This is a genomic window from Streptomyces sp. NPDC055099 (assembly GCF_053607685.1).
In genome coordinates this window covers 1-15664 of the sequence record NZ_JBSGUA010000021.1, presented here as the reverse complement: position 1 = coordinate 15664, position 15664 = coordinate 1, and the positions used below count along the sequence as shown (strand labels likewise).

Genomic DNA, 15664 nt, shown 5'->3' with positions numbered 1-15664 from the left:
CTCAGCCCTCGGCGCCCTCCGGCTGCGATGCGGCTGCCGCGTCCGCCGGGGCCACCGCGGTGTAGAAGACCGAGGAACCCTGCTTGGTGCGCTGAGCACGGCCCTTGGCGACCAGACCCTCCACCGTGGTGCGCACCACGGTGGTCTTGATGGTGCGGTCCGGGAGCTCCTGGGAGAGCGCGCCGGTGATCTCGGCGGCGGAGCGCGGCTCCTTCTGGCGGCTGAGGTGGTTGCCGATCAGCTCGACCAGCGTGGGCCCAGCCGTCGTTTCGGCGGACTTCTTCGCGGTTGCCTTGGGCGCGCTCTTGGCCGCCTTGTCCTTGGCCTTCTCGGTGCTCTTGGCCTTGGCGGCCGCGGGCTTCTTCGTTCGGGCCGCACCGGAATTGTTCGCACTTGCCCGTGGGGCGGGTACAGCCTTCTTGCCGGTTGACGCGCGGCTCGCCGCCGCCTTCGCGGTGGCCGTCGGCGTTCCGGAGGCGCCGAGCGCCTGCTGCATGCTCAGCAACACCGCGTGGTCGTCCTCCAGCGTCTGGAGCTGCGCCTGCAATGCTGCCAGCTCGGCCCCGACGCGCTCTTGTTCCTTGCGGTTGCTCTCCAGATCCTCGGCCACGCGGGTGGCGTACTGGGCCTGTACTCCGGCGGTTTCCGGCTGAACGTCTGACATGACAGTGACCTCTTCGTGAGCGCACGCGGTCGTGCGGATGGCGGATCGTGCTCACGACTGAGCACTCCTGATGTGGGGCACATCTGATGTGCCCCTGAATGTTGGCTGCCCAACTTGCAACTGCAGTAACTCATGTGTGGGGCCATGAAGGCTACGTTCTGGAGTCCGCCGACGAAACACCTCAAAGGAAAACTGACCCTCACCCACACTCAAGTCGATACCGCGTTCGAAATTGTGCTGGGTGATGAGTCGAAAGGTATGCACCTATGTGGCATGCGGGAATTGGCAGTTGCATCACCTGCGACGCCGTTCCTCAGGTGACCGCCGAGCCCATCCGCCGGACCGCCTCGGTGAGCACCTCAGGTGAGGCCGCCAGGTTGAGACGGACGAAACCCTGACCGCCGGTCCCAAAGGTGTTGCCGGAATTCAGGGCGACGCGGCCGCGCCGCAGGAAAACCTCGGCCGGGTCATCGCCCAGGCCCAACTCCCGGCAGTCCAGCCAAGCCAGGAAGGTGCCCTGCGCGGGCGTGTAACCAACGGACGGCAGGTGCTCCGCCAACAGGTCGGCCAGCAGCCGGCGGTTCTCGTCGAGGCCCGAGAGCAGGGCGTCTAGCCAGTCACCTCCGTCGCGCAGGGCTGCCGTGTGGGCGATGATGCCCAGATGGCTGGGGCCATGGCTGACCTCTTCGGGCATGCGGGCGAGGTCGTCGGCGGCCTCGGGTCCCGCGATGGCGAGGGCGGCCTTGATGCCGGCCAGGTTCCAGGCCTTCGACGCGGACATCAACGACAGCCCGTTCTCCGCTCCGGGCACGCTCAGGAAGGGCGCGAAGGACGCCCCGGCCGCCACGACCGGCGCATGGATCTCGTCCACCACGACGCGTACGCCGTGCTCCCGCGCCAAGTGCGCGATCCGCGTCAACTCGGCGGCGGTGTGCACGGTGCCTGTCGGGTTGTGCGGGCTGCACAGCAGATACACCGGCCGCGCGGCACGTCGTACCGCACGCCGGAACACATCCTCCAGCACGGCGAAGTCGACCCGCAGGTCCGGGCCGAGCGGCGCCTCGACGACGGGCCGGTCGAGGTTGCCGACGAACTGGTAGAAGGGCGGATAGACGGGGGAGTTGACGATGACGGGGTCGCCGGGCGAGGAGACCAGCTTGAGCATCTCGACGGCGCCGAGCATCACGTCGGGCACGATCGCCGTACGCTCGATGGCGGGTCCGTCCCAGGCCCACCGCTTGAGGGCGAACTCGGCCAGCGCCTCGGCGTAGGCCGTCCCGGCGGGATAGCCGGTGTCACCGAGCCGCACGGCCTCGGTGATCGCCTCGGCGACCGGCTCCGCCAACGGGACGTCCATCTCGGCCACCCACAGCGGCAGCACGTCGTCGGGGTAGGTCCGCCACTTCATGCTCGTACGCCGCCGTAGCTGCTCCAGTGAGAGTCGGCGCAGTGGATTCGCGCCGTCCGGCGCGACGGGTTCATGCGACACATTTCCCATAGGGAGAAAGTAGGCAGGGCCGAGCGGATTCATGCCTGCTTCGACGCGATCAGGTGTCGGTGCGGGGGCGGCGTGGTGAGCGCGCCGTCCATGGCCGCCCCGTCAACGCGTCGTGCGGCAGAGCGAGCACCGGCCCGTCGGTCCACTTTCAGCCGCGGAATTGCGTTCAAGTAAGGTGCGCCTTACTGGTTGGATCTTCGGTCCGTCCGCCAGCCCGCCGACCTTTGAGGAAACCCGTGCCCGACGCCGTGACACCCGCAGCCGTTCCGCCCCTGAGCGGTAGCGCCACGGCGCCGTACGCCTGGCAGGAGCTCGGCTCGGAAGACGAGCTGACCGAGCTGCTCGGCGAGCCGTACCCGATCGTCATCGACAAGGTCCACGACGAGCTGACCGAGGGTGACCTGGGCATCTTGGCCCGCTCCCCGTTCTGCCTCGTCTCCACGTCGGACGCGGAAGGCAACTGCGACACGTCCCCGCGAGGCGACGCACCGGGTTTCGTCCAGGCGCTCGACGCGCGCACCGTCGTCCTGCCCGACCGGCCCGGCAACCGTCGCGGCGACAGCTTCCGCAACATCCTGCGGAACCCGCACGTGGGCCTGCTGCACCTGGTGCCGGGCAGCGGCGACATCCTGCGCATCAACGGCCGCGCCCGCATCCTGACGGACGCCCCGTTCTTCGACTCGATGACCGTCAAGGGTCAGCGGCCCCGGCTGGCGATCGTGGTCGAGATAGACGAGATATACCTGCACTGCTCGCAGTCGCTGCGGCGCGCGGGGCTCTGGCAGCCGGAGTCATGGGAGCGGGCAACTCCTCGGTCCTGAGAGCGACCACCGGACGGACGCGCTCGGCCGCCACCTCGCTGGGCGGCGTGCCGCAGTCGCAAGGAATTTCTGCGACGGGGCACGAGTGCTGACCTTTTCGTGCGCGAGGGGCTCAAGAACGGTTCGATCGACGTTGAGAACGGCTCGATCCACCTTGAGCGCCCAACTCCCACCCGCCGGAAAGAGTCCGCACATGAAGATCGTCGACGCGAAAGTCATCGTCACCAGGCCGGACCGCAACTTCGTCACCCTGAAGCTGACCACCGACGAGGGCATCACCGGACTCGGCGACGCCACCCTCAACGGCCGTGAACTCGCCGTCGTCAGCTACCTCGACGACCACGTCCTGCCCCTCCTGACCGGACGCGACGCACACCGGATCGAGGACACCTGGCAGTACCTGTACCGCGGGGCGTACTGGCGGCGCGGGCCCGTCACCATGGCCGCGATCGCCGCCGTCGACGTCGCCCTGTGGGACATCAAGGCCAAGGCCGCGGGCCTGCCGCTCTATCAGCTCCTGGGCGGCGCGAGCCGCGAACGCATCCGTACCTACGGGCACGCGAACGGCCGCGACATCCCCGAACTCCTGGACTCCGTAAGGGCCAGACTCGCCGAGGGCTACCCCGCCGTGCGCATCCAGTCGGGCATCCCCGGCCTGAAGGCCGTGTACGGCGTGCACGGCACCGACGACGGCGGCGAAGCCGTCCAGCACCAGCAGGCCCGCCCTCTGGTGGAGGACTGGGACACCGACGCCTACCTGCGCCACACGCCCACCGTCTTCGAGGCGGTGCGCGCGGAGTTCGGCGCCGAACTCCCGCTGCTGCACGACGCGCACCACCGGCTCACCCCCGTACAGGCGGCCCGGCTCGGCAAGGACCTGGAACCGTATCGGCCGTTCTGGCTGGAGGACTGCACACCGGCCGAGAATCAGGAGGCGCTGCGTCTGGTGCGGCGGCGCACCTCGACACCGCTGGCCATCGGCGAGGTCTTCAACACGGTGTACGACTACCAGGCCCTGATCACCGAGCAGCTGATCGACTACGTGCGCTCCGCGGTCACCCACTTCGGAGGCGTCACGCCCCTGCGCAAGCTCTTCGACTTCGCCGCGCAGTACCAGATCAAGACCGCGGTGCACGGCCCCGAGGACATCTCCCCGGTAGGAATGGCGGCAGCCCTGCACCTGGACCTCGCCGTGCACAACTTCGGGATCCAGGAGTACTCCGGCCACACCCGCCTCACCGACGAAGTCTTCCGGCACGCCTACACGTTCACGGACGGCCATCTGCACCCGGGGGAGGCCCCCGGCATCGGTGTGGAACTGGACGAGGAGCTGGCGGTCGCGCACCCCTACGAAGCGGCGTATCTGCCGGTCAACAGGCTTCAGGACGGAACCGTGCACGACTGGTGAGCGAGCGTGCGGCTGACCTGACCTGACCTGACCTGACAGGGCACGGCACGGCACGGCATGCCGTTGGGGCGGCCCCCATAGGTGTGGGGCCGCCCCAACGGCGATCTCTGGCGTGGGCGCGTCAGTGCTTGCCCATGTCCTTGGTCTTCTCCTTGGCCTGGCGCGCGTCGCCCTTCATCTGCTGGGCGCGGCCCTTGGCGGCAAGGCTTTCGTTGCCCGTGGCGCGTCCGGCGGCCGCCGCGGCGGCACCGGTTGCCTGCTCGAACTTTGCCTTGGCCTTCTCGTTGGTGGCCATGCTCCGCTCACGCTCCTTGGCATCGACATCATGTGCTGTCAGTTCGCCTGGCCGCTCAGCCGCCCGGCAAACATCATCACCGCGATCGGATCACGCGGCCCTCCGGTGTCACGGCTGTGCGCATGACCGTGGCGGAAGGGGGTACTCCGCACTGCGGGCGCGTGCCCTTCATTTTGTGTGGAAAACGCAACTTTTATGCGTTTGCGGAGAAGATCTGGGAGCACCAGAGGGACTGGAGGTTGATAACAATGGTTCCCCTGATTCTGGTGCTTCTTCTGGCTCTGCTTCTCTTCGGTGCGGGTTTCGCGTTGAAGGCGCTGTGGTGGATCGCGGTCATCGTGCTGGTCGTGTGGCTGCTCGGCTTCGTGCTGAAGCCCGCCGCACGGGGCGGCCGCAGGGGCCGCTGGTACCGGTGGTGACCCGAGCCTGACAGCAGCACATGCCTGACAGCAGCACATGCCTGAAGGCGGCACAGAGCGGCACGACGCCACGGGCGGTGGCGTAGGTGCCCGAGGGTGGGCCCCGACCTGGGACGGTCGGGGCCCACCCTCTTTTGTGTCGCGGTGCCCTTTCGGCGGGACGTGCTTGACCCTCACGTGGCGTCATGCCGCAGGGTCGGTGCCGTGGAAGAACATCTGACGGTGGGGCGCGTGGCGGATCTGGCCGGCGTGACGTCCGCACCCTGCATCACTACGACGAGATCAGGCTCGTGCAGCCGTCCGCGCGGACCGGGGCCGGTTACCGGACCTATTCGGCGGCCGACGTGGAGCGACTGCGGGAGGTGCTCGCCTACCGGCGGCTCGGCTTCGGACTGCGCGAGATCGCGGACCTGGTCGACGACCCGGCCACCGACACGATCGCGCGCCTGCGCCGACTGCGCGGCCTGCTCCTGGAACAGCGCGACCGCGCTGCCGCCATGCTGACGGCCATCGACGGGGAACTGGAGGCACGCGCCATGGGGATCAGGACGACACCCGAGGAACAACTGAAGGCGTTCGGGCCGCAGTTGTACGACACCATCGGGTCCGCCTACCCGGCGACGCGGCGTACCGAGCCGCGCATCGCCGCGCGGGTCTGGGACGCGCTCGGCGACGCGCGGACGGTACTGAACGTCGGGGCCGGCACCGGCTCGTACGAGCCCTCCGACCGCGATGTCACCGCCGTCGAACCGTCGGCGGTCATGCGGGCACAGCGTCCCGCGGGCGCCGCGCCGTGCGTGGCCGCCGCCGCGGAGAGCCTGCCGTTCGAGGACCAGTCCTTCGACGCCGCGATGGCCTTCAGCACCGTGCATCACTGGCAGGACCCGATCGCGGGGCTGCGCGAGATGCGGCGCGTGGCCCGCCGCGTCGTGGTGTTCACCTACGACGCCAGTGTCACCGGCTGGCGTCAGCGGTTCTGGCTCACCCGCGACTACCTGCCCGAATTCGCCGGCCTCCTCTCCGACTGGCCTTCGCTCGCCGACCTGACTCATGCCATCGGAGGCCGCGCGGAGCCGGTGCTCGTCCCCTGGGACTGCGCCGACGGCTTCTTCGAGGCGTACTGGCGCCGGCCCGAGGCGTATCTGGAGGAACATGTGCGCCGGGCGGTGTCGGTGTGGACCCGCGTCGGCCCGGAGGCCGAGCAGCGGGCGGTCGACAGTCTCCGCGAGGACCTCGCCTCAGGCCGGTGGGCCGAGCGCAACCGCGACCTCGTCGCCCTCGACGCGGCAGAACTCGGCCTGCGCCTGCTCGTGGCCTGAACCGCCGCCCCGCCGTCCGGTCCTCTGCTCATCCGGTCGTCAGGCGCGGCAGCGCAGCGTCTCCAGCGGAGGGTTGGCGTGGAAGTCCGCCCAGTAGTCCGCGCCGCACTCGCGCAGGCCGGCTTCCGTGACTGTCAGGGACACCCAGGCCAGGTCGCTGAAGCCGGCCGCCTGAAGGCATTTCTCGTAGACCTCGCGGCGCGGCAGGTTGGCGATGAACGAGACCGGTTCCGGGTCGAGCAGTGCCGTGGTCCGCACCTGCCGCCCCGTCTCCACTTCCGCACCGGTGAGTTCGGTGCGGAAGCCGTACTTGTCGGGGCCCGGCCCGTCGAAGCGGAAGTCGGGCGACTGGTTGAGCAAGAACAGCTCGCCGCCCGGCTTCATGCTCCGGTGGATGTTGCGGCACATGCGTTCCGTCGTGGCGATGTCCGAGGCGTAGTTGAGCAACTGGACGGCCAGTGCGATGTCGAAGCGGCGGCCGGGCGGCCGCAGTTCGGCCACGTCACCGACCTCGTAGCGCACCCCCAGCGGATCGCGCTCCTCCAACTGCTGTGCCACGGAGACCATTTCACCGGAGATGTCGATGCCGAGGACATCGGTGGCGCCGCGCCGCTTGAACTCCCGGCTGTAGAAGCCGGTGCCGGAGGCCAGGTCGAGGACCGCCTTGCCCCGCACCTCGCCGACCATCGCCAGGAAGCTGGGCACTACGGCGTACTGCTCGAGCGGCAGGGCCTTGAACCCGTCGTACGCCTCACCGATCTCGTCATACTGCTGGTGCTGCTGCGCGCTCATGGTGCGGTCCTCCGTAGGTGTGCCCTTCGCCCTTGGACGCGGACCCCGTCGCCGGGACAAGCCGCGGCCCTTGTCGGGCAGTCTCTACGGGGCCCGGCGCACCTCTGTATGGGCAGAAGCCACGAAGATCCGGGCACCGTCCCGGCTCCGGGCACAAAAGAGCCGCCTGACGCCATGCCGAGGGGGGCCGCCTTTTGAGGCGGCCCCCCTCCACCTTCACTGCGTCAGGACGGCGGGGCAGGCTTGGGCTCGCCGGGGTTGACCACCGCGATGCCTTCCCCCTCCAGCTTCAACTGCACGGCCTCGCCCGAGCCGCCCTTCACCATCGAGCCGACGCTCTGGGAACGGTGCAGCGACGCGCGCAGCGGGGGGCTCCAGGCGACGACGGCGTCGGTGTCCACGTAGACGGGCGCGTCCGGGGTGACAGGCAGAACCAGCGGGATGCCCGCACTGGTCAATGCCAGGCGGCCGGTGCCGGTGAACGTGCAGTTGAACAGGCCGCCGCCTGCCATTCCGGCGCCCTTGACCGTGGTGATGTCGTAGTTCAGCGAGGCATCGAAGCACAAGACGTTCTTGCCGTTGACGGTGAGGCCGCGGTCCTCGTCCACATCGACCAGGAAACAGTGCGCCGCGTCGGAAGCGAACCACGCCTCGCCCTCACCGCTGATCGTCATCAGGGCCAGTCCCTCGCCGGTCACGGCGCGCTTGAGGAAGTTGCCCACGCCCTGGCCCTGCCGCTCGAACTCCAGCGAGCCCCGCCAGGCGACCATCGTCCCCTGCCGAGCTCGTGCCTCGCCCTTGACGGCGTAGCGCACCGCCATGGCGTTGTCCTGCGTGAGCCCGGGGGCCGACGCGGGTTGGATGAGATTCTCGGGATCGAAGAGATTTCGCTGCATGCATCCTCCGATACCCCGTCAAGTCACCCTCAGGCACGCGGAGTTGGGCGACAGGCCGTACGTATTACTCCGTGCCTGCCCGGGGTGAGGCGCGGAGAGGCTACGCGCCGAGTCCCGCCTTCTGCGCGTCCTCGATACGCGTTCTGCGGCCCCAGGAGGTGAAGGGCGGCCGCGCGTACAGCAGTTCGTCCCCATCCGGGTGGACGAGGACGCCGCGGCCTCCGGGGCCCGGGCACCACCACACCGAGCCGTCTTGCTCCCCGACGGCTTGCCGGGCCCGCTTCCGGGTCGCGAGGACGAGCAGCGGGCACAACTCGCCGGACGAGTCACGCAGGACGACCCCGGCACCCTTCCAGCGGTGGGGCGGGAACTGATGGGCGCGCCGGGAGAGCCACGGGCCTGCCTTCAGGAAATGCCGCATCCGGGCATTGGCATACAGGCCGCCCGCACCCACCCCGATGCACACGACACCGCCGGTGGCCAGCCGACCACCCACGCCTTCGACCCACTCGATGCCCCGGGATGCGCCCATCCAGGCCGCGACCACGCACACAGCGGTACCGACGACACCGATCGCCAGCCACCGCAGGGAATGGCCGCGGTGGCGCGCCAACGCGCGGGCGGTGCGCGCAGTGTGCAGTGCGGGTGAGCTGGTCTCAGGCGTCACTGTCTCAGGCGTCACGCGCGCCGTCGCCTGACCCTCTGTGCGCTCGCTCATGGTTCTCCCACCATGTGACACTGCGAAGGCGTCCAAGTGACTCCCGGTTACCCGGTTGCGGGTGCTCCAATCGGGGTTGTGTCGTCGCGCAGTCTGCGGGTACTTGCTCGGGCCAGGACCCGAAGGGCCAAGGAGGAGACACAGTGAGCGATCGGATTCCGGCTTCCCCCGGCGAGGACGGCAGCACGCCCATACCCAGGGACACCCCCGACCAGCAGGCGACGGGTGAGCCGGACGCCTGGGATCTCGACGTGGGCAAGGCCGCCGCGGAGGCCGAAGGCGGCGACAGCGACAAGACGTCCGACGTCCCCGACACGAACGAAGGGGGCACCGCCAGGCGCGGCGAGTCCCGGGCCCTGGAGAGCCACGCGGAAGAGCCGGTGCCGGACGAGCCCTCGGGGTGACGCGAGGCTGCCTGCAGGGATAGAAGGGATAGAGCTGAGCCTGGTCTCCACCCAGGCCTCAGCCCTCCCAGTCCTCCCGGCCCTCCGAGCCCTCCCAGTCCTCCGGGACTACCAGTCCTCCAGGCCCCCGCAGTCGACAACCCGGTCCAGCGCCAACCGGCTCTCCTCGTCCGCGGCGCGGTAGATCACCAACTGCTGGTCCGGGTCCTGGAGCGGCAGCAGCGTCTCGAAATGCACCGCGATCTCGCCGACGACGGGATGCCGCATCACCTTGCTGCCGCGGCCGGTGACCTTCACGTCCCGCGCGGCCCACAACCGCGCGAATTCCTCGTCGCGAGCCATGCACTCGGAGATGAGGTCGGCCAGCACCTGATCCTCCGGATGCGCGGCCCACGCAGTGCGCAGGTGGGCGATTCCCTCCCGTACGACACGTTCGCGGTCGACGTAGAACTCCCGCATCTCCGGACGCACCAGGCACAGCCACATCGCATTGCGCCGCTCCGGCGGCAGGGTGTCGATTTCCAGCAACAGCCGGGCCATTTCGGCGTTCCAGGCCAGGATGTCGTAGCGGCGGTTCATCACCATGGTCGGCAGCGGCGACAGGTCGGCGACCAGCCGGGTCAGCGGTGGCGCGGCAACGGTGGCGGGCTTGTCGGTGTCGCGGCGGCGCTGTCGGGTCAGGTCGAAGAGGTAGCCGCGTTCATCAGGGGCCAGACGAAGTGCCCGGGACAGCGCCTCCACCACGTCCACCGAGGGGCGCAGCCCGCGTCCCTGCTCCAGCCGCACGATGTAGTCGACGCTCACCACACCCGGCTTTCCGCACGAGATGCTCGCCGGCGAGAGGGTACGCACACTGATCCGCGGCGACTGGAAGGTGGAAAGCCGCCCCTGATACGCACAAGAACGAGGGAGGGCGCCTCCGCGTGGCCTGAGTCAGGAATTGCCGTCTGCCTCCAGCCGGCGCAGGCAGTCCTCCCAGCGCTCACGCCGCTCGGCGGGGGACTGCTCCCACCAGGCGGTGCCGCGTTCCCCCAGCCCAGTCTTGGCGAGCTGCACGCGGGCGCGCGCCGCTTTCCGTGCGTCCTCGTCCTCGCCCGCGGCGGCGACAGCCCTGCGGGCCGCCATGAGGTGGTGCGTCAGGCGCTTTTCGACGTCGTCGGGCAGATGAGGGTCGGTGGCCCGCCAGCGTCGTCCTTTGATGACGATGAAATGGCCGTCTTCGGTGTACTGCTTCTTGTCCGTCGCCACGTGGCAATCATTACCCGGAGCCGGTGCTGTGTGGGGCCCGCCAACCGGCCGTCCTGTCCTTCCTTCAGGTTGCCGACCGGAATTGCGTGAGCGAGCTTGGTGAAAGCAGAGAGGGCTCTGCTTGGAGACAGCAGAGAGGGCTCTCTAGGGTGTGCCCGATCCCAGCCGTTCGATTCTCAGGAGGAACGATGACCAACCCCGAGCAGGATCCGAACCAGAACGAGGGTCCCGCGGACGGCGGTGCGGCGGGCACGCCGGGCGTCCACGACGGTGGCGCTGACGGTGGGGCCGAGGGTCCCGCGGACGGCGGTGCGGCGGGCACGCCGGGCGTCCACGACGGAGGTGCCGATGGTGGGGCCGAGGGCCCTGCGGACGGCGGTGCGGCCGGTACCCCGGGCGTCCATGACGGTGGCGCTGACGGTGGGGCCGAGGGTCCCGCGGACGGTGGTGCCGCGGGCACGCCGGGCGTTCATGACGGAGGTGCCGACGGCGGAGCCGGCGGCTCTTGAGCATCCCCGCGACCGAGCTTCAGGACGCCGACGCCACAGAAGGTGTCGGCGTCCTGAAGCCACCCCAGAAGCCATCCCTGAAGTCACTCCTGGAGACACGGCTGACCGGCCTGCGTCAGGACGAGTTCGCCCGTGACGTCTGGGCGCGCACCGCGCTGCTCACCCGCCGTGCGAGCGACTTCTCCGACCTGTTCTCCGCGGAAGCCGTGGACGAACTGACCTCGCGTCGCGGGCTGCGTACGCCCTTTCTCCGCGTCGCCAAGGACGGGGCCACGCTCCCCGAGTCGTCCTTCACCTCACCCGCCGGTGTGGGCGCCACCATCGGCGACCAACTGGACGACACAGCTCTGTGGCGCATGTTCGCCGACGGCGCCACCCTGGTCCTGCAAGCTCTGCAGCGCACATGGGGTCCGGTCGCGGACTTCAGCGCACGGCTGAGCACGGAGCTGGGCCATCCGGTGCAGGCCAACGCCTACGTCACTCCGCCGCAGAACCGCGGCTTCGACGACCACTACGACGTACACGACGTGTTCGTCCTGCAGATCGAGGGCACCAAGCGCTGGCTGGTCCGCGAGCCGGTCCATCCCGACCCGCTGCGCGATCAGCCCTGGACCGACCGCCGCGACGCCGTCGCCGAGGCGGCGAAGAGCGTCCCCTGCATCGACACCGTCCTGGAGCCCGGAGACGTCCTCTACCTGCCGCGGGGCTGGCTGCACGCCGCCCAGGCGCAGGGTGAGGTCTCGATCCACCTGACGCTGGGAATCCACGGCTGGACGCGTCACGCCCTGGCCGAACAGCTCGCCCAGGCCGCGCTGGCGATACTGCGCGAGGACCCCCACATGCGCGCCACCTTGCCGCTGGGCGTGAACGGGCCGGACGGCGAGATCGACGTCGTCCGTGAACGCCTCGTCGCCGCCCTCACCAAGGCCGATCCCGCTCCCCTGTTCCACCGCACCCGCCGGGGCCAGGGACGGCCCGCGGCGCTGGGACCGCTGGCCCAGCTCAAAGCCGTCGACGGCCTCGGACCCCGTTCACGGGTGAGGCTTCGCGGGGAGCTGGAAGCGCGGCTGGAGGGCCGGCGTCTGGTCACGCGCGTGGGCTGGCTGGACTTCCCGGAAACCGATCTGCCGTCGGTGGCCCGCCTGCTCGACGGCGAGGTCCGCACCGCCGATGCTCTCGGCGTCGAGCTCGTCGAGAGACTGCTGCGCGCGGGCGTACTGGTGCCCGCGGAACAGTGACGTGGCCCCGGTGACAGCGGCAGAACGCTTCTTCTGCGCTGAGGCCGCGCGTAAACGCGCCGATGCACTCGCGGGCACCGCACCGTACGGCTCCGTCTGGGTCCTCATCGAGCACCGGGGCGGCTGGCCGCCCAACGGCTTCGACGGCCTCGACCTCGACCCTTCCACCAAGGATCTCGTGTTCTCCGCCGCCCAGGCGGTACGGGCACGGGTACTGCTCATCAGGCGTCCCGGGCGCCGCAACCACGACGGTCCGAAACGCTGGGCGGTGCTGCGCCACGAGAACTCCGGTGCCCACCGCCAGAGATGGGGCACCTGGAGCCACGACCGGGACCTGTCGGACATCGCCGATGCCCTCGACACTCCCGGAGAGCTCGGCTGCCCACCCGTCGTCCTCGTCTGCGCCCACGGCCAGCACGACACCTGCTGCGCCGTGCGCGGCCGCCCGGTGGCAGCTGCTCTGGGCGAGCGATGGCCACACCTGGTGTGGGAATGCACCCATGTCGGTGGCGACAGGTTCGCGGCCAACGTCGTCGTGGCTCCCGACGGTGTCTACTACGGCAATCTCGACGCCGCCTCATCGGTGGAGGTGATCGAGGAGCACTTGGCCGACCGCATCGACGCGCGGCATCTGCGCGGCTACACGGACCTCTTCCCGCCGCAGCAGGCCGCTCTCTCAGCCGTACTGGAACGCTTCGGCCCGGCGGGCCGGCACGACTACGAGGTCGTCGACACGGCCCGCGAGGACAACCACTGGCGCATCCGCTTCACCGGCCGCCCGCCCCACCCGGCGGCCATCGACGTCGAGGTGCACTCCCACCGCACACCACCGTGCCAGCTCACCTGCCGCGGCCTGTCCATGAGCTCGGCCGCGGTCTATGAGGTCACTTCGATCGGCGTCGGGTGAGCCGGCGTGGGAGAGCCGGCAGACAGACAAGCGAGCGTGCCACCGAAAAGGAGGGTCGGTGGCACGCTCGCTCGGGCCGTGTCGAGCCGGCGGGCTCTTACGGTGTTACGCGGCTGGTCAGCGGTTGACGCAGGTGTTGCCGAACGCCGGGTTGAGCAGGCCGATGACGTCGACGGTGTTGCCGCACACGTTGACCGGGATGTGGATCGGGACCTGAGCCTGGTTGCCCGAGAGCACGCCCGGCGAGCCCACGGCAGCACCCTGGGCACCGGCGTCAGCGGATGCCAGGCCAGCAGCGCCCATCACGAGGCCACCGGTGGCCAGCACCACGCTCATCGTCTTCTTCATGGCAGACATACTTCTTTCTCCTTGGGGTCGATCAGGCAATAGGCGCCAAGCCAGCCTCAACAGACATCACGCGGCCGGAGCACCCCGCTTCTTTGGCGCCTGCGCTGGTCAACGCCCTGACCGGACTCCAGACACGCCCATTCCCCCAAATGCCGAACCCGAGGCTGAATCGTTCGTCAGTTCTTGTCGGCGGGGCGGAGGATGACCGGCAGTTCCCGATGCCCGTTGGAGATGAATGACTCCCCGGGGCGCAGCGCGGACGCGGGGGCGGCCAGGGCGAGATCCGGGTAGCGGGTGAACAGCGCCCGCAGCGCGGTCTCGGCCTCCATCCGTGCCAGGGCGGCACCGAGGCAGACGTGGACGCCATGGCCGAAGGCGAGGTGGCTCTTGCTGACCCGGGTCAGGTCGAAGGTGTCGGCGCTCGGGCCGTGGAGGTCGGGGTGCCGGCCCGCCGCCGCGTAGGAGGCGAGGATGGCCTCGCCCTGACGGATGGTGAGGCCCTGCGCCAGCGTGATGTCCTCGACCGCGAACCGCATGGGCAGGTGTGCGACGGGCGCCTCATAGCGCAGCGTCTCCTCGACGACGTCCGTCCACGTGCTCTTGCCCTCACGGATCAGGGCGAGCTGTTCGGGGTGGCTGAGCAGCGCCGCGATGGCCTGGTCAAGGAGGTTGACGGTGGTCTCGTAGCCCGCGCTGATCACGAGGAGGAGGGTGTCGAGGAGTTCCTGCTCGGTCAGCGCGGAACCGTCCCCGCCCTCGGCGTCGTCGCGGGTGGCGATGAGTACGGAGGTCATGTCCTCGCCGGGCTCGGCGCGCTTGGCCGCGACCATGTCCGCCAGGATCGCGTACAGCTCCTTGGTGTTGTCGGCGGCCTGATCGGGGCTCAGCGTGGTGTCGAAGACGCCGTCGACGGTACGGCGGAAGTCCGGCTGGGAGTGGTCGGGAAGCCCCATGAGTTCGCTGATGACCCGGATGGGAAGCGGATAGGCGAAACGGTCGCGCAGGTCGGTGGCTTCTCCGGCGGGGATGGTGGCGAACTCGTCGAGCAGCGTGTGGGATATCGCCTCGATGCGCGGCTGCAGGGCGGCGATGCGGCGCGCGGTGAAGGCCGGGCTGACCAGACGCCGCAGGCGCCGGTGGTCGCCTCCGAAGGCGGTGAACATGTTGTCGACGGCCACCCACAGCGCGAGCGGCCAGGTGCCGAGGATCTTGTCGGGGAACAGTGGCCAGTGCTGCCGGGGATCCTTGGAGACCCGCGGATCGGTCAGGAGCTGTTTGAGCAGGGCCGGGTCGGTCACGGCCCATGCCTCGACCCCCAGGACGTCGACGCGGGCGGCCGGTCCGCGCGAGCGTAACTCGGCGTCCTCCGCGTGCCGGTCGCTGCCGGTGGCGTCCAGGACGAGGATCTGGTGCTGGTCCATGCGGGAGCTCCTCAAGGTGTGGGGGATACGGAGGTGCGCGGCGCTCGGCGGCAGGGGATGGCAGGCTCCATCTCGGCCTATGGGTCGCGGAGTTGCTCGGTGGTGGCGGCCTGAGGGTCAGGAGCCGGTCGGTGGTCTGGGCCGGGCAGGAGACACAGTAGTTGTCCATCTGCGGGCGGGTGAAGGCCACTTCGGGGCGGGTGACTCCGGGGGGATGCGGGTGGCTCGGGTGGTGAGGATGCCGCGGCGGGTGCGGTTACATCCGGGGCCGATGACTCCGCCGTAGCGGCCGAATGGCGGCGTCCTTCAGCCTTGATCTAGCGCGGAACCCCGGGCCTTCAGGGCCGGGAGGAAGCGCTTCTCAAGATAGGGGTGACCCGCGCGGGTGCACGGGTCTGCACTGTGGGCCTCAGCCGGGGCGTTTCTGGTTCTCGATGTACTCCTTGATGATCGCGAGGGGTGCGCCGCCGCAGGACGCGGCGAAGTAGGACGGGGACCAGAAGTGGGCGCCCCACAGGTATTTGCGGATGTGGCCGGGGAACTCCTGGCGGAGCCGGCGGGCGGAGACGCCTTTGAGGGAGCCGACCAGCCGGGAGACGGCGACCTTGGGCGGGTAGTGCACGAGGAGGTGGACGTGATCGCGCTCGCCGTTGAACTCCACCAGCTCGGTTTCGAAGTCGGCGCACACGGCTCGCATGATCTCTTCGCAGCGCGTCAGGATCTCGTCGGTGAACGGGCCGCGCCGGTACTTGGGTGTGA

18 protein-coding genes and 1 pseudogene are annotated in these 15664 nt (G+C 69.6%); 7 read left to right on the top strand and 12 right to left on the bottom strand.

The annotated features are described in order from the left end of the window. Position 1 precedes the first annotated feature (1 nt). Positions 2-664, bottom strand: coding sequence for a BlaI/MecI/CopY family transcriptional regulator (locus ACWFRU_RS36395; RefSeq protein WP_453692374.1), 663 nt, complete (start codon positions 662-664; stop codon positions 2-4). Positions 665-977: 313 nt separating this feature from the next. Next, complete coding sequence (locus ACWFRU_RS36390) at positions 978-2162, bottom strand: MalY/PatB family protein (protein ID WP_453692373.1); 1185 nt, start codon at positions 2160-2162, stop codon at positions 978-980. A 236-nt stretch (positions 2163-2398) separates the two neighbouring features. On the opposite strand from ACWFRU_RS36390, the gene ACWFRU_RS36385 reads away from it, so the two are divergent. Then, positions 2399-2983: an MSMEG_1061 family FMN-dependent PPOX-type flavoprotein gene (locus ACWFRU_RS36385; protein ID WP_453692372.1), complete on the top strand. Its 585-nt coding sequence runs from the start codon at positions 2399-2401 to the stop codon at positions 2981-2983. Between the two features lie 193 nt (positions 2984-3176). Beyond that, a complete protein-coding gene (manD, locus tag ACWFRU_RS36380; protein ID WP_453692371.1) occupies positions 3177-4391 on the top strand; it encodes a D-mannonate dehydratase ManD in 1215 nt (404 codons plus the stop codon). Between the two features lie 121 nt (positions 4392-4512). On the opposite strand, the gene ACWFRU_RS36375 is transcribed toward manD, so the two are convergent. After that, positions 4513-4686 (bottom strand): CsbD family protein, encoded by a 174-nt coding sequence (locus tag ACWFRU_RS36375; RefSeq protein WP_363212974.1) that lies wholly within the window; start codon positions 4684-4686, stop codon positions 4513-4515. Between the two features lie 248 nt (positions 4687-4934). Here ACWFRU_RS36375 and ACWFRU_RS36370 point away from each other — a divergent pair, with 248 nt between their 5' ends. Both ACWFRU_RS36370 and ACWFRU_RS36365 read left to right on the top strand, forming a co-directional pair. Continuing rightward, positions 4935-5105: a hydrophobic protein gene (locus tag ACWFRU_RS36370; RefSeq protein WP_363212975.1), complete on the top strand. Its 171-nt coding sequence runs from the start codon at positions 4935-4937 to the stop codon at positions 5103-5105. 231 nt (positions 5106-5336) lie between these two features. Further along, positions 5337-6424 (top strand): annotated as a pseudogene (locus ACWFRU_RS36365) (MerR family transcriptional regulator). A 39-nt stretch (positions 6425-6463) separates the two neighbouring features. On the opposite strand, the gene ACWFRU_RS36360 reads toward ACWFRU_RS36365, so the two are convergent. The 3 genes from ACWFRU_RS36360 to ACWFRU_RS36350 form a co-directional block, all read right to left on the bottom strand. Next, on the bottom strand, positions 6464-7216 hold the full coding sequence (locus tag ACWFRU_RS36360) for a class I SAM-dependent methyltransferase (protein WP_453692370.1): 753 nt from the start codon (positions 7214-7216) through the stop codon (positions 6464-6466). Between the two features lie 224 nt (positions 7217-7440). Then, on the bottom strand, positions 7441-8112 hold the full coding sequence (locus tag ACWFRU_RS36355) for an AIM24 family protein (RefSeq protein ID WP_453692369.1): 672 nt from the start codon (positions 8110-8112) through the stop codon (positions 7441-7443). Between the two features lie 100 nt (positions 8113-8212). Continuing rightward, positions 8213-8830, bottom strand: a complete 618-nt coding sequence (locus tag ACWFRU_RS36350; protein ID WP_453692368.1) for a hypothetical protein — start codon at positions 8828-8830, stop codon at positions 8213-8215. Positions 8831-8973: 143 nt separating this feature from the next. On the opposite strand from ACWFRU_RS36350, the gene ACWFRU_RS36345 reads away from it, so the two are divergent. After that, positions 8974-9234 (top strand): hypothetical protein, encoded by a 261-nt coding sequence (locus ACWFRU_RS36345; protein ID WP_453692367.1) that lies wholly within the window; start codon positions 8974-8976, stop codon positions 9232-9234. A gap of 108 nt (positions 9235-9342) precedes the next feature. Here the strand turns inward: ACWFRU_RS36345 and ACWFRU_RS36340 are convergent, their stop codons facing one another. The 3 genes from ACWFRU_RS36340 to ACWFRU_RS36330 form a co-directional block, all read right to left on the bottom strand. Then, complete coding sequence (locus tag ACWFRU_RS36340; RefSeq protein WP_453692366.1) at positions 9343-10038, bottom strand: helix-turn-helix transcriptional regulator; 696 nt, start codon at positions 10036-10038, stop codon at positions 9343-9345. A gap of 129 nt (positions 10039-10167) precedes the next feature. Continuing rightward, positions 10168-10482, bottom strand: a complete 315-nt coding sequence (locus tag ACWFRU_RS36335; RefSeq protein ID WP_453692365.1) for a hypothetical protein — start codon at positions 10480-10482, stop codon at positions 10168-10170. 176 nt (positions 10483-10658) lie between these two features. Further along, a complete protein-coding gene (locus tag ACWFRU_RS36330) occupies positions 10659-10955 on the bottom strand; it encodes a hypothetical protein (RefSeq protein ID WP_453692364.1) in 297 nt (98 codons plus the stop codon). 89 nt (positions 10956-11044) lie between these two features. On the opposite strand from ACWFRU_RS36330, the gene ACWFRU_RS36325 reads away from it, so the two are divergent. Both ACWFRU_RS36325 and ACWFRU_RS36320 read left to right on the top strand, forming a co-directional pair. Next, a complete protein-coding gene (locus tag ACWFRU_RS36325) occupies positions 11045-12229 on the top strand; it encodes a cupin domain-containing protein (protein ID WP_453692470.1) in 1185 nt (394 codons plus the stop codon). Between the two features lie 10 nt (positions 12230-12239). After that, complete coding sequence (locus ACWFRU_RS36320) at positions 12240-13136, top strand: sucrase ferredoxin (protein WP_453692363.1); 897 nt, start codon at positions 12240-12242, stop codon at positions 13134-13136. Positions 13137-13253: 117 nt separating this feature from the next. On the opposite strand, the gene ACWFRU_RS36315 is transcribed toward ACWFRU_RS36320, so the two are convergent. From ACWFRU_RS36315 to tnpA, 3 genes are all read right to left on the bottom strand, one after another. Beyond that, positions 13254-13484, bottom strand: a complete 231-nt coding sequence (locus ACWFRU_RS36315; protein ID WP_453692469.1) for a chaplin — start codon at positions 13482-13484, stop codon at positions 13254-13256. Positions 13485-13660: 176 nt separating this feature from the next. Beyond that, a complete protein-coding gene (locus tag ACWFRU_RS36310) occupies positions 13661-14905 on the bottom strand; it encodes a cytochrome P450 family protein (protein WP_453692362.1) in 1245 nt (414 codons plus the stop codon). A gap of 409 nt (positions 14906-15314) precedes the next feature. After that, on the bottom strand, positions 15315-15664 hold a 350-nt coding region (tnpA, locus tag ACWFRU_RS36305), incomplete at its 5' end, for an IS200/IS605 family transposase (protein WP_453692361.1).